The 16,600-nt window shown below is 38.3% G+C and carries 19 protein-coding genes; 9 read left to right on the plus strand and 10 right to left on the minus strand.

Translation table 11 applies throughout. The features are described from left to right. The first annotated feature begins 95 nt into the window (after positions 1 to 95). Complete coding sequence (locus tag CWB77_RS11575; RefSeq protein ID WP_138622822.1) at positions 96 to 1,574, plus strand: substrate-binding periplasmic protein; 1,479 nt, start codon at positions 96 to 98, stop codon at positions 1,572 to 1,574. A gap of 72 nt (positions 1,575 to 1,646) precedes the next feature. On the opposite strand, the gene CWB77_RS11580 is transcribed toward CWB77_RS11575, so the two are convergent. Further along, entirely contained in the window at positions 1,647 to 2,093 is a 447-nt protein-coding gene (locus CWB77_RS11580; RefSeq protein ID WP_138622824.1) for a hypothetical protein, read from the minus strand. Positions 2,094 to 2,350: 257 nt separating this feature from the next. On the opposite strand from CWB77_RS11580, the gene CWB77_RS11585 reads away from it, so the two are divergent. Both CWB77_RS11585 and CWB77_RS11590 read left to right on the plus strand, forming a co-directional pair. Then, on the plus strand, positions 2,351 to 2,731 hold the full coding sequence (locus tag CWB77_RS11585; protein ID WP_028835022.1) for a BlaI/MecI/CopY family transcriptional regulator: 381 nt from the start codon (positions 2,351 to 2,353) through the stop codon (positions 2,729 to 2,731). 11 nt (positions 2,732 to 2,742) lie between these two features. Continuing rightward, complete coding sequence (locus CWB77_RS11590; protein ID WP_138622826.1) at positions 2,743 to 4,347, plus strand: M56 family metallopeptidase; 1,605 nt, start codon at positions 2,743 to 2,745, stop codon at positions 4,345 to 4,347. A 115-nt stretch (positions 4,348 to 4,462) separates the two neighbouring features. On the opposite strand, the gene bcp is transcribed toward CWB77_RS11590, so the two are convergent. Both bcp and CWB77_RS11600 read right to left on the minus strand, forming a co-directional pair. After that, complete coding sequence (gene bcp / locus CWB77_RS11595) at positions 4,463 to 4,942, minus strand: thioredoxin-dependent thiol peroxidase (protein WP_024601114.1); 480 nt, start codon at positions 4,940 to 4,942, stop codon at positions 4,463 to 4,465. 10 nt (positions 4,943 to 4,952) lie between these two features. Continuing rightward, positions 4,953 to 5,486, minus strand: a complete 534-nt coding sequence (locus CWB77_RS11600) for a glycine cleavage system transcriptional repressor (protein WP_008464556.1) — start codon at positions 5,484 to 5,486, stop codon at positions 4,953 to 4,955. Between the two features lie 354 nt (positions 5,487 to 5,840). On the opposite strand from CWB77_RS11600, the gene bamC reads away from it, so the two are divergent. Both bamC and CWB77_RS11615 read left to right on the plus strand, forming a co-directional pair. Next, complete coding sequence (gene bamC / locus CWB77_RS11610; RefSeq protein WP_008112982.1) at positions 5,841 to 6,899, plus strand: NlpB/DapX family lipoprotein; 1,059 nt, start codon at positions 5,841 to 5,843, stop codon at positions 6,897 to 6,899. A 65-nt stretch (positions 6,900 to 6,964) separates the two neighbouring features. Continuing rightward, positions 6,965 to 8,353 (plus strand): YjiH family protein, encoded by a 1,389-nt coding sequence (locus tag CWB77_RS11615; protein WP_055013242.1) that lies wholly within the window; start codon positions 6,965 to 6,967, stop codon positions 8,351 to 8,353. Positions 8,354 to 8,385: 32 nt separating this feature from the next. Here the strand turns inward: CWB77_RS11615 and CWB77_RS11620 are convergent, their stop codons facing one another. Both CWB77_RS11620 and CWB77_RS11625 read right to left on the minus strand, forming a co-directional pair. Then, complete coding sequence (locus CWB77_RS11620) at positions 8,386 to 8,535, minus strand: DUF2897 family protein (protein ID WP_138570659.1); 150 nt, start codon at positions 8,533 to 8,535, stop codon at positions 8,386 to 8,388. Between the two features lie 85 nt (positions 8,536 to 8,620). Beyond that, the gene (locus CWB77_RS11625) at positions 8,621 to 9,157 is read right to left on the minus strand and encodes an acyloxyacyl hydrolase (RefSeq protein WP_010388480.1); all 537 of its coding nucleotides are present in this window, start codon (positions 9,155 to 9,157) and stop codon (positions 8,621 to 8,623) included. A 246-nt stretch (positions 9,158 to 9,403) separates the two neighbouring features. Between CWB77_RS11625 and CWB77_RS11630 the strand changes: the two genes are divergently transcribed. Next, on the plus strand, positions 9,404 to 9,997 hold the full coding sequence (locus CWB77_RS11630; RefSeq protein WP_036932808.1) for an MlaC/ttg2D family ABC transporter substrate-binding protein: 594 nt from the start codon (positions 9,404 to 9,406) through the stop codon (positions 9,995 to 9,997). Positions 9,998 to 10,207: 210 nt separating this feature from the next. Then, positions 10,208 to 11,545, plus strand: a complete 1,338-nt coding sequence (locus CWB77_RS11635; protein ID WP_138622827.1) for an ankyrin repeat domain-containing protein — start codon at positions 10,208 to 10,210, stop codon at positions 11,543 to 11,545. Between the two features lie 63 nt (positions 11,546 to 11,608). Here the strand turns inward: CWB77_RS11635 and CWB77_RS11640 are convergent, their stop codons facing one another. From CWB77_RS11640 to CWB77_RS11660, 5 genes are read right to left on the minus strand one after another with little or no spacing between them, the layout of a single operon-like run. Further along, positions 11,609 to 12,061 carry a DUF2069 domain-containing protein gene (locus tag CWB77_RS11640; protein WP_008464564.1) on the minus strand — a complete coding sequence of 151 codons (453 nt, stop codon included), beginning with the start codon at positions 12,059 to 12,061 and terminating at the stop codon, positions 11,609 to 11,611. After that, complete coding sequence (gene wrbA / locus CWB77_RS11645) at positions 12,058 to 12,612, minus strand: NAD(P)H:quinone oxidoreductase (RefSeq protein WP_008112996.1); 555 nt, start codon at positions 12,610 to 12,612, stop codon at positions 12,058 to 12,060. Before wrbA ends, CWB77_RS11640 begins: the two co-directional genes overlap by 4 nt. Then, a complete protein-coding gene (gene arsC, locus CWB77_RS11650; protein ID WP_036932810.1) occupies positions 12,612 to 12,959 on the minus strand; it encodes an arsenate reductase (glutaredoxin) in 348 nt (115 codons plus the stop codon). Before arsC ends, wrbA begins: the two co-directional genes overlap by 1 nt. Before the next feature lie 55 nt (positions 12,960 to 13,014). Then, positions 13,015 to 14,472, minus strand: coding sequence for a beta-barrel assembly-enhancing protease (gene bepA / locus CWB77_RS11655; RefSeq protein WP_138622828.1), 1,458 nt, complete (start codon positions 14,470 to 14,472; stop codon positions 13,015 to 13,017). Positions 14,473 to 14,484: 12 nt separating this feature from the next. After that, positions 14,485 to 15,129, minus strand: coding sequence for a hypothetical protein (locus CWB77_RS11660; protein ID WP_008113002.1), 645 nt, complete (start codon positions 15,127 to 15,129; stop codon positions 14,485 to 14,487). A gap of 143 nt (positions 15,130 to 15,272) precedes the next feature. Here CWB77_RS11660 and CWB77_RS11665 point away from each other — a divergent pair, with 143 nt between their 5' ends. Together CWB77_RS11665 and CWB77_RS11670 are read left to right on the plus strand one after the other, a co-directional pair. Continuing rightward, entirely contained in the window at positions 15,273 to 15,491 is a 219-nt protein-coding gene (locus CWB77_RS11665) for a hypothetical protein (protein ID WP_008113003.1), read from the plus strand. Continuing rightward, entirely contained in the window at positions 15,484 to 16,560 is a 1,077-nt protein-coding gene (locus CWB77_RS11670) for an AI-2E family transporter (RefSeq protein ID WP_008113005.1), read from the plus strand. Before CWB77_RS11665 ends, CWB77_RS11670 begins: the two co-directional genes overlap by 8 nt. Positions 16,561 to 16,600: the final 40 nt, after the last annotated feature.

Consider the following 16,600-nt stretch of genomic DNA (forward strand, 5'->3'; position numbering starts at 1 on the left):
AACCTTGAACCTTGAACCTTTTCAAAGTACCAAACTAAAACCCAAGTTTGCAAAGTACACTGGTGGTGCTTATATTAAACTAAGTGATTGGGAGAATGCGCTTGGCTAAATACCTACTACTGTTGTTTGTTTTTTCTTATGTTTTTATAAACTCGGCTTTTGCTACTGTAAAAGTGGGCGTGACTCACTGGGTTGATTACACTAATCCGGATGAAACAGGCGTTTATATTGAATTATTAAAAGAAGTTTATGCAGATGAACAGCTCGAGTTTGATTTTAGTACTTACAAACGAATTACCAATTTATTTGAACAAAAACAGTATGACTTCGTAATTGGTGTTGCTAAAGAAGATGTTCCTTTAGCCTATTATCCTCATTGGTACTTAGATTATGATTATCCAATTAATGCCTATTTTTTAAATTCTACTAATAACTTTAATAAGTTATCTGATTTTAACAACAAAGTATTAAGCTGGCTCGACGGCTATAATTTCGATAAGTTTATTGAATACCCACACGATTATTACCCGGTGTCTACTATTGAAAACGCAGTGGCTCTGCTACTGAATAAACGTATAGATGCTTTCGTTGATTTTGACTACAACATTCCCAAAGAGTATAAATCAAAGCTTAATTATGTAGAGCTTGTACCTGCAAGGCCTATTTATTTAGCCTTTTCGAACGATGAAAAGGGCAGAGCCTTGGCGCGAAAATTTGACCAAACCATGCCAAAATTAAAATCATCGGGACGGTTGCAGGAATTATATAAATCAGATTATGACAATACGCGGTTTGCTGACTTTGACGCAAGTAAAATAAAAATCGTATTGAGTAGTAACGATGAGTCTTTGCTGCGACTGAACTCAGTTACTGAAGAAAAATCACTCGACGCACAGCTTTATGAATTAATTTTGACTGAAATGCGAGACTACAGAGTTGAGTTTGTAAAAGCGCCGAATACAAATAATGAAGTTCAATTTGGCACTAATTATTGTTATGCCAATAAAATTAACACCCCAGAACGAGCAAACCGCTATTTAATATCAAAGCCGTTTTCTTTGTATCTCGCTCCGCGACTTTATTCTCCTACTGATTTAACTGAATTTAAGCATATGAAAAATTTAGACGAGTTAGTGTCTCAAAGTGAATTAAGGTTGGGATTATCAAAATTCAGAATATTCTCCGAAGACATTATGTCTCTACTTGAAGAAGTAGATAAAACTAAAATAAAACCAGCGCCCACTAATATATTCTCTAGATTACAACAATTAGCTAAGTTGCAAGAATTTGATGCGTCTATTGAATACCCCAGCGATGTAGTCACGTATTGGCAGGATATAACAGACGCAGACATTCACTCCTTTGATTTGAAATTAAATACATCGTTTACTGTTGGGCATTTAATGTGTGAGCGTAGTGAAGAAAATATAAAATTTGTTCATGATTTTAATAATACACTCTCAAAATTAATTCAAAGCGATAAATACAAAGCGCTTATATATCACTTTGCGGCTGATTTACCTGCTGAAGAGTTTAATAAAATTTATCAGCAAGCACTGTTGGGTGAAAAGTGAGAACGCAAGCACAGCGTAGTTTTTTAACCGCTAGGGTAGGCTATTTATTATTGAAATCTTTGCTCTGAAAATTCAAACAATGGCACTGACAAGTGCCCCCGCGTCTGTAATACCTGCATCCTTCATGGCTTGGCTGATCATTTGCACGAGCGCAATTACCTGAGATTGTGTTGATGAAACGATGTTTGCTTGTGCTTCAATTTGTGCCTGTATAGCCTCGTCTTCTTGGTCCGATTGAGCTTGTAATTGAGTGAGTTGCTCTTTTTGTTCTTCAAGCAGCTGCTTGAGCTCTTTAAGTTGCTCTATCATTTTTGCAATATATTCAGGCATTTCTGAATTTGTGGTTTTTTCAGCTTTTTGCTCAGCCTCTTTTCCTGAGAGCTTATTACGCTCTCTGTCTGATAATTGATAATCAGCGTTGTCCTGATTTTTTGTTGTTTCTTTTGTTTGTTGTGCAATATTTGTTTTTTCGGCTGTAATTTTAATGTCAAAGGCTGAGTGTTTATTTAGCTGTATCACGGTTAATTATCCATAATGTTATTCGTTACCAATTTAGCTATCGGCAGGAATGCTAAAGTACTAAAGCGATAAATACAAAAAATGACATCTCATTATATATGCTCACTTCGATAATTATGCCTCTTATCGCTTATGTATTTACCAACCTCTAAATTTATTTTTTATTTTAAATTATATAATTTTTATATTGACACACTGAGTGCTTATTACTACATTTGTAATAGTTGAAAACTACAGTTGTAGTAATAGAGGTTAAAATGAAACTTAGTGAATTTGAATTAGACATAATGCAGTTGCTTTGGCAGCACGAGCCTTGTACTGCTAGCCAGTTACATAAAGCCCTACTTGCTGATACAAAAAAAGATAAGCAAGTAGCTTACACCACAGTAAAAACAATCGTTGATAGGTTAGAACAAAAACAAGCGATAGCTCGCTGCGGGCAAGAGGGGAGAGCGATTGTATTTAAATCAGTGATCACTCAAAGCGCATTTTCAGCACAAGCAATGCCTAGCTTCATGCAGCGTTTTTTTAAAGGTAACTCTCGCAGCTTAATTGCCCACTTTATTAAAGAAGAAAAGCTGAATGACGAGGATATTGAGTACCTACAATCGTTATTGAAAAATAAAAAGCAAGATTAAAGGAGAAGGCTATGATGGATTATTTTGTAACTTGCACAATTATTAGTGTGTGTTGTTTGCTTGCATCATTAGGGATGAAAAGTGCCCCTTCTAGATTAAATTTTTACGTAATAATGCTGGCTTTAATAGCCTGGTTTGTTCCTTGGCAATACTTTTCTCAATTGCCATTATTTGAAAGTACATCGCAATATACTGTTAATGTTGCTGAGTTTAGTTTTTTAAATACGTTAATAGCCCCTACCAGTGCGCAGGTCATAACATCAGAAAGTAGCATTATTGCACCAGTGAGTTGGTTACCATCATTAAACCATATTTTTAGTGTATTGCTGTTTAGTGGAATTGGCTTGTTTACATTGCGTGTTGCTATGTATGTAAAGTTAGTCAAAAACTTAAAAGCTAACTCAAGCTTATATAGCACTTCAAAACGAGAAAACTGTATATACCCAATAAGATTCACCTCAATTGGAGGGCCTGCTTTTGCAACAGGATTAGTCAATCCGGTTGTTTGGCTTACTCCTGAGATGGAAAATCGAAAAGAATTAAACTCTGTTATTGAGCACGAATTAACGCACTTACAACAAGGTGATATTTATTGGACATGGCTAATTTGCTTTATAGAAAGTGTTTTTTGGTGGAACCCAATATGCTCAAAACTAGCGCGTTTGGCAAAAGAGCAGTTAGAGCTTAGTTGTGACGAAAAATGTATGCGTAAACTCAAAGGTAAGTATCAGTTAGATTTAGCCAGTTTGTTACTCTCTGAGCATGAAAAAAAATCTAAATATAACTTTTTCACTCCCCCTCTTTTGAATATTGAACACTCAAAGAGTTTTAATATTCAAAGGATTAAAATGTTAAACAAGGAAAAAACAATGAAAAGTAAACATATGGTAATGGCTTTGGCTGCACTGTCTTTTAGCGCGTTGGCAGCAGCACAAATTGTTGATGAAAATCCAAAGAATGAACAACATAGTGCGCAAAAACAGCCCGCAGCTAGTAATCAGTATAACCAACAGTTAGCGCAACTTTTAGAGGTAGCTGGTGATGCAAAAAGTGATCAACCAACACAACTAATACAAACGGCAAAAAATATTCAAAAATGGTATGCAAATAGAGATGTGCTAACAGGTTTTGAAGAGGGAGAAATTAAATTAGAAAGTTATACTTTACTAGTTCATATTTTTTCTAAACTTGAACAATATGAAGATATTTTAAGTGCTTACGAAACATGGTACCCAGCAGGTAGTAATCCGCCATATTTTACAAAAAACTCACTTGCTCATGCCTATATACAACTAGGTCGTTATGAACTGGCTATTGCTGAGTTAGAGGAATTATCTAAAGAGCTTAACGGTAACTTACACGCAGGATCTGCTGGAAACTTAGCATTAGCTTATATTTATAGCGCAGATTACGATAAAGCATTAGACACACTGCAACAAGCTAGTTTAGAGGGAAGTGCTTATGGTGATGTTTTAAAATACTACATTTTTGATCAGCAAAATAATCAAACAAAAATGGCTGAGTTAAAAGGACGTTTACCAGCAGCCTTTGCGGTAACACCGGCTCTACTTCCTCGAGTAGGTATTCCACAATCACCGTTATTAGCTAAATTATAAATAAGCAAATACAAAAAAGCGTTGCCCTTGAGCAACGCTTTTTTTATCTTGTTTAGCCTTTAGCCTTTAGCCTTTAGCCTTTAGCCTTTAGCCTTTAGCCTTTAGCCTTTAGCCTTTATTCAGCGGCTAAATAGTCCAACACCACTTGGTGATGATCTTTGGTTTTAAATTTATCAAACAAGTGTTTAATTTTACCGTCTTGGCCTACTAAGAAAGTAAGGCGGTGAATACCATCATATTCTTTGCCCATAAATTTTTTGTAGCCCCACACCCCAAATGCCTCAGCAATGGCATGATCTTCGTCAGAAAGTAAGTCAAAGTTAAGCTCTTTTTTAGTTTCAAAGTTTTTAAGGCGCTTAATTGGATCTGGGCTTATGCCAACCACGTGAGTGTTAAATTTAGCAAGCTCGGCTTGTTGATCACGCAGGTTTTCGGCTTGTACGGTACAGCCAGGCGTTGACGCTTTAGGGTAAAAGTATACCAGCACTTGTTTTTCTTTTAATAACTCGCTGAGCACAACGGTTTCGTCATTTTGGTTTTGTAAGCTAAAAGCCGGTGCTGTGTCGCCACTTTGTAATGGGGTAATTTTGTTCATGCTAAACTCCTTAGCGAATACGTCGAAAGATGTAATCTACGTTTAAAACGTGCGAAAGGTTTTCAAAACTAATTTTAAATTGGTCAATGTCAACGTCAACGGGAATATTAAATTCAAGTTCACAGCGCATTTTAAGTTCAGTTTCTTCTTCGTAGGTATCTGACTTTAATGAGCAAATATTAATATTATTATCGGCAAAAAAGCGTGTTACTTTACTCAAGGTGCCAGGGGTGTCTATGCCAGTGTATTCTAGGGTGTAGCCTGCACAAAACTCGCTTTGATTATGGCTTGAAGTGCGTTTCATCATAGTAAGCAGGCCAAGCTCCATACCTTTGGTAGGGAGTGTATGCTCAATACGGCTAATGGCCGACATATCACCGCTCAGTAGCATAATAAAAGTAAGTTCGTTGCCTAAAATAGCAATGCGACTATCTATTATATTACAGTGGCAATCACTGACGAGTTGCGTAAGCTCACTAACGATGCCCGATCTATCTTCGCCAATTGCGGTTAAAACAATTTGATGATTTGAAAATGCAGTCATGGGTTTTAAAGTACCTAAGTTACTTGGATGATAACAACCGACTTGGCAACAAAAAATAAACACGTAGCGTTGCACGGCGGCAAAGTTTAACACAAAACCCGCGTTAAACTACAGCGACGGTTAATTTTAGGCGGTTAATAGTGCAGTGTTTCTTGTTTTTACAAGCTTGTGAAAGTACCATAGCAAAAATGTGTCTATTTGTAGCCTAGTCTGTTGGTCATCTTGTTGGCTTAATGCAGTTAGATAAGCAAATTATAAATGTAAAGTTAATATTGATTTTACACTGAACCAAATCGGTATTACCCACTCATATATTTGTTAAAACAATTAAGGGTATGCTAAGGAGAATTATCTGTGCAGTATTGGATCCCAAAAGCACTAGCAGTAAGTGTATTGGTAAGTTTGTCAGGGTGTAGTGTATTTACGAGTGATGCCCATAATGAGCGTAATTACCGCGCTCATGAGCCGGTTAAAACACCTGCTTCGTTATCACAACCCGCTCAAGATCCTGTTTATAAGATGGATGTGGGTCAATATGATAATAATCCGGAGGCAACAAACTATCGCCCGCCGGCGCAAGTGTTAACCATTGCTAAAGGCAGTTGGGTTGAGGAAGCAGATAAACAAGCACGTATTTATTTTGATAAAAATGATGGCATTGACGATTTAGATGTATTCATTTGGGACTCGATTCAAGCAGTGCTTGCTGATAACAACATTAGCGCGACACAACAAAACAAAATGCAAGGAACACTGGAAACAGATTGGTACGCCATTGTTAAGCCAGAAGAAAGCTGGTTATGGGGCGATGATGAAAGTGTTGATTTAGAACGTTTTAAATTTACTATTGAAGAAAAAGAGCATCAACGCACAGCATCATTAACGGCTGAGCTTATTGATTTCAAAGGTGATAAACCTCTGACTGATTTATTAAAACAACAGCTAGAAGTGCGCGCCCTTAATCAAGTGGTGAGTGAATTTGATTATCGCTATCGTCAACTTGAAGTTGATATGCGTAAGCGCCAAGGAATAATTTCATTAGAACTTGGATTTGACAATAAAGGCAATGCAGCACTTGTTACTGAGCAGGCTTACGATACGGTATTCGATCGCTTTTCTGGATTCTTAGAGCGCTTATCTTTTACTATTGTTGAAATAAACCAAGAGACAGGTTTAATTACAGCAGATTATGCGAAAGTAGAAAGCAGTGTGTGGGATTCAATTTGGGGCGATGAACCAACAGAGCTTCCAATTGATGAAGGTCAATACCAAATTTTGGTTAGCAAAACCAAGCAAGGTGGCACCAGTCTAACGTGGATGGATGACAAAGGCGAAACGCTTGAACCAGGTACCATGAATGGTTTGCAACAAGCATTAGAAGCGGCGTTAATTAAGCGCGGTATTAAGATTTAATAATTATAAATATTTACCACAAAAAGAGCACTTAGCTCTTTTTGTGGTTTTTACAGGTTGAAAATATGTCTCAGTTAGATTCATCACGCCCAGCACCCGTTCAAAAAAGTTATGATTTGAAAGTTTGGTTGGTTTTTTTAATTCCTTCTTTAATCGGTGTGTTTTTGTTTATGACGCCAGTACCGTCTGGTGAAATAATGACGATCCCTATCGCGGTAATGGCCAAGGCAATTCAAGCCTCATTCAGTGAAATAGCGCTAGGGCTAATAGCTACCATTATTTGTATTACTGGCGTTATGTCGCTGGTGTTTAGTGTCTTTAAACCGAAAAGCTTAACCAAATTTCGCTTATTAAATCATTTGTTTAATGTGAGTTGGATTTGGTTAGTAACGCGGTTGTTTGGTATGGCGTTTGTGCTTTTAACTTATTTTCAAGTTGGGCCGCATGCTATTACCTCAGAAAATACTGGCTTGCTAGTATTAAAAGATTTATTGCCGGTGTTGTTTTCGGTGTTCATTTTAGCGGGCTTGTTACTGCCGTTATTACTTAATTTTGGTTTACTTGAGCTAGTGGGTACCTTACTTACTAAAGTAATGCGTCCATTATTTGGGGTGCCAGGGCGCAGCGCAGTTAACTGTGTTGCTTCATGGTTAGGTGATGGTAGCGTGGGTATTTTAATGACCGCGCGTCAGTATGAAGATAAATATTATACTCAACGTGAAGCTGCGATTATTGGTACCACTTTCTCTGCTGTATCAATTACCTTTTGTTTGGTTGTTATTGGTCAAGTAAAGCTTGAATACTTATTTGCACCTTTTTACCTAACCGTGTGTTTAGCGGGTGTAGTGGCCGCAATAATTGTTCCGCGTTTACCACCACTGCGTTTTAAAAAGGACGTGCTTATTGATGGTGAACAACCTGATGGCAACGCCGAGCTAGTTCCTGAAGGCAAAACATTATTTAAGCATTCACTTGATGTTGCATTAACTAAAGCAGAAAAAGCACCAGGCTTAAAAGGCACAATTGAAGAGGGCTTACACAACGCATTCGATATGGTGTTTGCAGTATTACCTGTGGTAATGGCTGTGGGTACATTTGCTTTAATTATTGCTGAGTACACGCCGATATTTCAATATTTAGGTATGCCGTTTATTCCATTTTTAGAATTACTACAAATACCTGAAGCTGAAATGGCGGCGCAAACGATTATGGTGGGATTTGCAGATATGTTTATTCCGTCTATTTTAGCCGCAGGCTCAATTGAAAGCGATGTAACACGTTTTATTATTGCGGCAATGAGTGTAACGCAACTTATTTATATGTCTGAAGTGGGCGCACTTTTATTAGGTAGTAAAATACCGGTTAATATTTTTGAGTTATTTATTATTTTTATTCTCAGAACTTTAGTAACCTTGCCAGTTATTGCCTTAATGGCGCACTGGTTAGTTGGCTAAGTAATGATTTAAACGAAAAAAGCCCTGATTATTCAGGGCTTTTTTGTTTCTCTTTTTTGCCTAGATGAACTTGATACTGAGTGTTTAAACTCGCTTTTTGCACTTAAGCGCAGCAGTGCTAAATTGCCGATAACAATAGCTAGTACAATCGAGATAACGAGTACGATTTGCCAAATTTGCATTACGATGCTCTTATATTTTATTAAGCGGTTATTATGACCACATTAAATAAAAGCTGCAATGCTCTCTAGGGCTGTAAATAAGCAATTAGAAACGTTGTGCCACCGACAAGGTTAAAAAGTTAATCCCTGGGTTCGGCGATTTAAATCCGGCGTTTGAATAGTGAATAATTCGCAGCGCTACATTGGTTTCACCAAAATCCGCCACTAGACCTATTCTGTCTTCAAACTGGTAGTGAGTACTTAGGTTTTTATCGGCAAAATAGCGTTCATCAAGTAAGGAAAAACCAATACCAGCCTCTACATAAAATGGCGTATTGTATAGGCTAAATGCTGGGAACTGCACTACTGGCGAAACAGCTAACACCAGGTTTGATTGTGACTGTTGATCATGGCGGTAATGCCACAGGTTAATGCTGCTTTCAAGGTAAAAGCGGGCATCACCCACAAAGTTTTGCGCACCCTCTGGATGATACTGATACGCAAGCTTTACTCCAGTTACATTGCCTTCGCCTTTTAATAAGTCTACAGCGTAGCCATGGTTTGGGGATGCATAGGCTGCATGAGTTGTCAGTAAAAATAAACAAAAAACAATAATAGAAATCATATTATATGAGGTTTTCATAATGGCCAACTACGGGGGAAATTAAATTAGTAATTAAATGATAAGGGCGGTGAATTACTGTTTTCAATGAGGACAAAAATCCGCTTGTAGATGGCTTGTTAACTGAACACTTTAACTGATTGAATTTATTTAACTAATTATATTGGTGCTAATTTGGCATTAATAAGGTGCTTATTTATGCCTTTTTTGTTGCCTGTTATTTGCGTAAATTACGCTAAACTTAATTATTTAAACTATCCATTTATTATGAAACTTATAAAGCTTTTAGTGGTTGTTGCTGTTTTTTTCAGTAGTGCTTTGTATGCACAAACTCAGCCGTCACCTAAACAATTATTGCAAACTGTAGCCGAATCATTATTTAACGATATTGGGCAGGTAAATGCGCAAGGTAATGCCAGCAAAGAAGCGATGTCTTTAATTGTTGAGCAGCGTTTGATGCCACATATTGATATTAAGTTTGTGTCGTTTAAATTATTAGGTAAACATATTAAAGGTATCAACCGCGAGCAGGGCGTTGCGTTTATTGGTGCGGTAGAGCATTACTTAACGGGTACTTATGCGAGTGCACTAATGAAGTATACAGGGCAAGATGTAATATTTGAGCAAGACGCCGCAGCAAGCGACTCTAAATTTGCCACTGTTAAAACGCAAATTATTGAAACTAATAAACCCACCATAGATCTGCACTTTAAACTGCGTTTGGGGAATGATCAGCAATGGAAAGTATACGATATTGTTGCTGAGGGAATTTCGTTACTCAGTGCTAAGCAAAAAGAGATCATTCAACGAATTTCTGATGTGGGATTAGACCAAGTCACAGCAGAACTGCAGCAAAGTTAGTTCCTTTGCAATTAAAAGCTCCAACCGTAAAAGCAGCTGATGGCGCATGTCGTTAGCTGCTTTTGTATTTTGGTCTATATTGCATGAGTTTACGCTAGCTTGACTACCAAGCTGTGTTAGAATATCGACTTCTTTGATTAAGCGTGGTGTCAGCTAAAAACTGTTATAACTGACCACTCACCCGAGCTACACTGGAGTTGTGTTGTTTTAATGGAAAATGTACTAATTTGGCCAAAGGAATACCCGTTATTGGTCAAAGGGCTGGTTGAACAAAACGGTGCCTTCATTTTAGATGCTTTAGAAGCTTGGCCTGCCTGTCGCTCTACTGAAGAAGATGATGGTGTTTGTACTACGGTTTTGCCCCCAATTTATTATTTAACCTGGTTAACCCCCCTAGAGCCGTTTGAAGAATGTTATTTTCAGCATATCTGTGAATATGATGAAGATGCACAAGTCTATATTGCTGCACTTAAAGAGCATTATTTTGCCAATGATTACAGTATAGAAAATATTGTTTTAATGTTGTGTCAGCGACTTGAAAAATACGCAAGTGTATCGGCACAAAATAATATTGAAACGCCGCTTTCATTAATCAGTCTGTTTTTTAGTAAACGTTTTTTTACTTTGATAGAACATGCGCTTGAACAGGGTGCTAAGCTGTCAGCTGCAGATACCTTATCTATTTGGCAAGAGGTCGACTTTAGAGAGCGTTTAAGTGCGCATATTCCTCAGTCGATTGCAGACATTGACTATTTAGCAGAGCTTACTAGCGAAAAGGTAGCTGCAGGCAAAGATTACTTTACTTTATTAACTCAGGTTTCGCCTGATGTTGATTCTATTGTGTTGTTAGAAAATGCCTTACTTGCCCATTTAAACAAGAAAAAAGCTAAGCAAACCATGGCCATGCGCTTTATTGAACAAGGTGCGACGGGTACCTTGACCGATGAAGATAACAAAACAGCATTTATGTGGGCTGCAGAAAAAGGCTATGTAAATGTAATAGAAATGCTCCTGCAATACCAAGATAAAAAAGCCGTAGACATTAAAGGTAATACAGCGCTGCATTACGCGGTGATGAGTAAAAATGAATCGTTAATGATTTTATTGCTTAAAGCAGGGTATGATTTTAGAGCGCGTAATAACGACGGATTAAGTTGTTACCGTTTAGCTGTAAGCATCAAAGCCAGTAACTTAGTTAAATGCCTTGAACGTGATTTTGGTATTAAAGAATTATCGCCAGAAGGGCAGTTAGATCGAATTAAAAAAGTGCATGTATTACATGCGGTTGTGGCTTTATTGTTACCGCTACAGTTGTTTTTCTTTTTTGATGAAAATATCACTATAAAAAGTGAGCTCACTCTTTTTATGACCATGACGGCGGTGGTGTGTTTTTTCTTTGCAACAAATTTAAAGCGCTGTTCGTTGTATCCGCACGTAAAGCACCCTTGGGGGTTGTTTTTATTAAGAATGATGTCGGTTTTTAGCCTTGTATCCCAGCTAGGTTTAGCGTGTATAGTGGGACTAGCAGCTTTAAGTGAGTTAGTTTAACCACTTACTTAATTATAAAAAAACGCGCTAATAAAGCGCGTTTTTTATGTTCTGAGCTGATAGCTATGAGTTGTTTTTATCGTGTTCATGCGCTGCTTTTTCTTCAGCAAGCTCATCTTTAAGCTTACGAATTTTAAGTCCAAGCTCTTGTCCTCTATGGCGTGCATAGTAAGTACAGCCAATAAACATAGATGAGGCAAATAGTAACTCTAGCAATACCCATACTAACTCATCTTGAGCAACCCATAGCAATGTAAAACCATGGATAAAATAAAACATAACAATGAAGTTAGCCCATGCATAGGTATAGGTTTTATCTTGTAGTATGCCTTTTAAAGGTAATAATAGCGGTAGCACATAGACTAAAAATAGAAAGGCGTCACTGTGACCCTCTCTCGGTGCTAACACAAACATCCATAGTGGCATTAAAATAAGCAGGCCAAAATAACCAAATAGGGCTAGGCGCTGAAATTTTACGGTCACTGGCTTTTTAGCAGACTCGCTATTTTGGGTCATTTAAGTTTACTCGCTACTTGAGTCAAGCGTTTGCCTACGCTTTGACATATTTTAATTTCATCTTTACTTAGGGTAGAGCTGTTACTGCTGCCTGCTACGTGGGAAGCGCCGTAAGGTGTGCCTCCTGTCTCGGTGCCAAGTAACTCTGGTACATCGTAAGGTACCCCCATTAACATCATCCCGTGATGCAATAACGGCAGTGATAAGTTTAGTAGGGTTGCTTCATTGCCCCCATGCATACTACTCGATGATGAGAACACACAAGCAGGTTTATCGATAAGTTGACCTTTAAGCCAAAGATCGCTGGTGGTTTCCCAGAATGTCTTTGCTTGTGCGGCCATCATGCCAAAGCGGGTTGGCGTACCAAACGCAAGCCCATCACAGGCAACTAAATCGTCTTTACTGATCACAATGTCATGCGGGTTTTTAGCTACAAACGTACGCAGCAAGGCGGTTGCGCCTTGTTGTTCTATTGATTCTGCTATTTCATGCGCCATGGCTTCTACCGAGCCATGGCTTGAGTGGTACAGCACCACGATGGTTGTGCTCATTATAGAACGCTTAATACGTTTTCAGGCGGGCGACCTAGTGCTGCTTTATTGTTATTTACTACAATTGGGCGCTCAATTAGTTTTGGGTTTTCGACCATAGCGTCAATAAGCACCGACTCGCTATTTTCATCTTTTAAATTCAGTGCTTTATATTGTTCTTCTTTGGTGCGCATTAAATCTCGGGCCGAATTAAACCCCAGTTGAGAAACTAAGGTACTAATTTGCTCATGAGAAAGCGGTGTTTTTAAGTATTCAACAACACTCGGTTCGATGTTTTTACTTTGTAATAGGTTAAGGGTTTCGCGCGATTTTGAACAACGCGGATTGTGATAAATAGTAACTGACATAAAAAGTACATCCAAAGTATAAATTGCGGCTATTTTAGGTGAACTCACTAAAGACTTAAAGCCTTGCTAGCTCTTTTTGCAATAACCGATATTGTGTGAGTAACGCTTTTAAACGTTGTTGTTTTACATTTTCATTTGGCTCAACAAAATTAAGTGCTTTTTGTATTTCGTCAGCTGCTTTTAAATATGCGCCATATTGCGATAACACATCGGCGTTAGCTTCGTGATATGCGGCTAATTTTTCTTGTTTTTTATAGGCGTCGGTCAAAAGCTGCTTACCCAAACTATGATCTGGCTTCTCCAATAAAAACGATTTTAATACATTTTCGGCTAACTCATATTGCTCAGCTTCCAACGCGGCATTTGCATAATTTAAAGTGATCACTTGGTTGTTTGGCCGATAGTTATTTAATTCACTTAAATAACTAACTGCTTTAGCTGCTTTTTTTTGTGCAATGAGTAAATCTGTTTTTGTATCAATATAAAATAAGTTTTTAGGATCGCTAGCTAATAGCTCGTCCAAGATAGGCTGCGCTTCCTCCGTTTTCTTTTGATCGGTTAAGCTGATAGCTAATCCATATTGTAACGCTACGTTGTTATAAGTATTTTCGCGCATTAACTTTCTAAATAGGGCCTCTGCATTTTCTGGCTTGTTATCGTAACGTGCCAGTACACGGCTTTTAGCTAAATTAAAATCCAGGCTAGAGCCTACTTGGCGTTTTGGATATTGCTCGGCGCGCAAACGTACATCCGACACGCGGCTTTCTGGCAGCGGGTGAGTGAGTAGAAATGCCGGGGGTTTATATTTATAGCGAATTTGCGCTGCAAGCTTAGTTAAAAATTCACTGGAAGCTCGGGCGTCAAACCCCGCATTGTTAAGGGTTTGCATGCCAATTCTATCGGCTTCTTGTTCCGCAGAGCGGCTATGGGTGAGTTGGCTAAATGCCGACTGGGTTTGGCTGGCTGAAATAATCGCCATACCTGCATCTGGGGCTACAACGGCCGCTAAAATACCGGCTATCATACCGGCAATGGTTAGACCGCTATTGTCTTGTTGTTGCTGAATACGCCTTGCTAAGTGGCGTTGTGTTACGTGCGCAATTTCGTGACCAAGCACTGAAGCAAATTGACTTTCGTTATCGGCTTGAGCAATTAAGCCTGTATGCACACCTACATGACCGCCATAAAATGCAAAAGCATTAATTTCAGGGTTATTTAACCAAAAAAAAGAAAAGCCAAAACGTACATCATTGGCGTTCGCAACCAACTTTCGGCCTAAGGTTGTTAGGTATTCATCAAGCACCGGATCGTTAATTAATGGCGAAGAACCTCTGATCTGCATCATCATCACTTCACCAATTGCCTTTTCTTTCTCCAATGGTAAAGCCTGCAGCGCAGACGTGCCTAAGTCGGGCAGTTGAAGGTTGGTTTGTGCCTTTAACGGCTCACTCATTAGCAGGCTAAATGTAAGCACTGCACTGCATAAAGTGATAAAGGCTGATTTTAGCTGCATTATATTCCTTGTTTATTTTTTATCAGAGGCACTAGTTGGATCATCGGTGTATAAACGGCTGTCCTTTTCACATAGTTGGTAAAACGACTTTATTGTGACCCCATCAACCTTAACAATGTTCAATTGAGTTTGTAAAAAAGCAATAATTTTATGAACTACTTTATGTGAATGTAAAATAAGTGCCTTGTCTGCTTCATCGCCTTGGTCTAAGTAAAAACCAATAAATTTGTGTAATTGATTAATGCGAATAACGGTTTTCATGGTCAATGGATCCCATAATATAAATTCCATTGACTCATCATGTCGAGCGTATCTATCGATGGTAGTATCATGGGAAAAAGGGAACGCTTGTAGTTCAAAACCGCGCTCGGTAAATACTTGATGCAACGAAATTCGTGGCTTGTTATTACTTTCTTTCTCAAAAAGCTCGTTTGGGTCGATACCCAGCGCCTCTAGATTCCAATTGCGTTTATCGATGATACGCTTAATGGCATTATCAAAGCCGTGATCTAAAATACTTTCACATTCACTTACCGACGAAGCTACTAAATGATAAAAATGCGGCAGCTCCCCCCAATTAATTTGTTTTTTAAACCAATTAATTTCTTTGAGAGTTGGATTGCTAGGCAATTGCGCTTTATTATGCGAATTAGGCATTAACGTATCCTTTTGGCTAACTATGCTATAAGGATAAACCATTGCAGAGGTTGTTTTAAGAAAAAGTTAAATTTAACTGCGGTTAATCTTAGTTAGCCCAGCTATAGGACTTATTATTAATGTGAACAGGTAGTGAAACGAGTATGCTAGAGCTAGATTTGCGCGCTTATAAATGCCCTCAGCAATTTATTCAGTTTAAATTAGGGCTGCGTGAGGCAATATCGTTAAAACAAGCAATTACCTTTAATATCTCAAGCGAGCAAAATACAGATGATATTGAACGATATTTGCAAAAAAAAATGTATTATTACAAGTTAAATAAACAACAAGCGTTGTTATTAGTGGAGCCGTTGCGTGTTTGAATATGTAAAAGCATGGTATGAAAAAAAGTTTTCTGATCCTAATTCAGTAACTTTACTTTTTTTATTATTGGCACTGGTTGCCATGTTGTACTTTTTTGGCCCATTAATTGTGCCTGTGTTAGTGGCGCTGATCATTGCTTATTTGTTAGATTGGCCTGTAGTTCACTTGGAGCGATTTGGCTTAAAGCGTTTTACTGCCACTAGCATAGTCATGCTGATATTTATTGGTATTATGCTCACCTTAATATTAGTTATTGGCCCGGTGCTTTGGCAGCAAAGTAGTAACTTAGTGCAAGAAACACCGCATATGGTTGAGCAAGGTAAATCGTTTTTACTCGACCTTCCAGCTAAATATCCCAGCCTAATTAGCGCAGAGCAAGTACAGTCTATTGTGGTAACGGTAGAGACCAAAGTGCTTGAATTTGGCCAAGTGGTGCTGTCGGCATCGCTCAATTCATTAAAAGATGCTGTTGCGTGGTTAATTTATCTTATTTTAGTACCGCTACTGGTGTTTTTTATGCTGAAAGACAAAGTAGAGCTCAGTGCCAGCATTGCTAAACTGATCCCGCGCCAACGACGCTTAATTTTGCAAGTGTGGCATGAAATGAATCAGCAAATAATGAATTATATTCGGGGTAAAGTATTCGAAATTTTAATTATTGGCTCGGTGTCTTTTATTGCCTTTACGGTATTGGATTTACGTTATGCGGCGCTGTTAGGTGTATTAGTTGGCTTTTCGGTGCTCATTCCATTTGTTGGTGCTGCGCTGGTGACTATACCTGTGGCGGCGGTGGCGCTGTTTCAGTTTGGTTTAGAAACCCAGTTTTGGACCATTTTAATTATTTACGGCATTATTCAAGCGCTTGATGGCAATGTGTTAGTCCCTTTATTGTTCTCTGAAGCGGTTGATTTAAATCCGGTGTTTATTATTGTTGCCGTACTATTTTTTGGTGGGCTGTGGGGCTTTTGGGGGGTGTTTTTTGCTATTCCATTAGCATCATTAGTAAAAGCGCTTATTAAGGCGTGGTCATCCACACATGAAGAACTCGCAGAAGAGCTCGGTAACTAAAAAGTATAGTAAACGCACTTTAATTACTAAAGATTATTAT

This window comes from Pseudoalteromonas sp. S1610 (assembly GCF_005887465.1).
In the GTDB taxonomy this organism is placed as follows: Bacteria; Pseudomonadota; Gammaproteobacteria; order Enterobacterales; family Alteromonadaceae; genus Pseudoalteromonas; species Pseudoalteromonas undina.

What these genes read in the sequence shown, in the direction of transcription:
- CWB77_RS11620 (WP_138570659.1), bottom strand. Translation starts at nt 8,535, where the DNA reads ATGCAAATTTGGCAAATCGTACTCGTTATCTCGATTGTACTAGCTATT.
- CWB77_RS11575 (WP_138622822.1), top strand. Translation starts at nt 96, where the DNA reads ATGCGCTTGGCTAAATACCTACTACTGTTGTTTGTTTTTTCTTATGTT.
- CWB77_RS11635 (WP_138622827.1), top strand. Translation starts at nt 10,208, where the DNA reads ATGGAAAATGTACTAATTTGGCCAAAGGAATACCCGTTATTGGTCAAA.
- wrbA (WP_008112996.1), bottom strand. Translation starts at nt 12,612, where the DNA reads ATGAGCACAACCATCGTGGTGCTGTACCACTCAAGCCATGGCTCGGTA.
- CWB77_RS11590 (WP_138622826.1), top strand. Translation starts at nt 2,743, where the DNA reads ATGATGGATTATTTTGTAACTTGCACAATTATTAGTGTGTGTTGTTTG.
- CWB77_RS11630 (WP_036932808.1), top strand. Translation starts at nt 9,404, where the DNA reads ATGAAACTTATAAAGCTTTTAGTGGTTGTTGCTGTTTTTTTCAGTAGT.
- CWB77_RS11625 (WP_010388480.1), bottom strand. Translation starts at nt 9,157, where the DNA reads ATGAAAACCTCATATAATATGATTTCTATTATTGTTTTTTGTTTATTT.
- CWB77_RS11615 (WP_055013242.1), top strand. Translation starts at nt 6,965, where the DNA reads ATGTCTCAGTTAGATTCATCACGCCCAGCACCCGTTCAAAAAAGTTAT.
- CWB77_RS11660 (WP_008113002.1), bottom strand. Translation starts at nt 15,129, where the DNA reads ATGCCTAATTCGCATAATAAAGCGCAATTGCCTAGCAATCCAACTCTC.
- CWB77_RS11585 (WP_028835022.1), top strand. Translation starts at nt 2,351, where the DNA reads ATGAAACTTAGTGAATTTGAATTAGACATAATGCAGTTGCTTTGGCAG.
- bcp (WP_024601114.1), bottom strand. Translation starts at nt 4,942, where the DNA reads ATGAACAAAATTACCCCATTACAAAGTGGCGACACAGCACCGGCTTTT.
- CWB77_RS11640 (WP_008464564.1), bottom strand. Translation starts at nt 12,061, where the DNA reads ATGACCCAAAATAGCGAGTCTGCTAAAAAGCCAGTGACCGTAAAATTT.
- CWB77_RS11665 (WP_008113003.1), top strand. Translation starts at nt 15,273, where the DNA reads ATGCTAGAGCTAGATTTGCGCGCTTATAAATGCCCTCAGCAATTTATT.
- bepA (WP_138622828.1), bottom strand. Translation starts at nt 14,472, where the DNA reads ATGCAGCTAAAATCAGCCTTTATCACTTTATGCAGTGCAGTGCTTACA.
- arsC (WP_036932810.1), bottom strand. Translation starts at nt 12,959, where the DNA reads ATGTCAGTTACTATTTATCACAATCCGCGTTGTTCAAAATCGCGCGAA.
- CWB77_RS11600 (WP_008464556.1), bottom strand. Translation starts at nt 5,486, where the DNA reads ATGACTGCATTTTCAAATCATCAAATTGTTTTAACCGCAATTGGCGAA.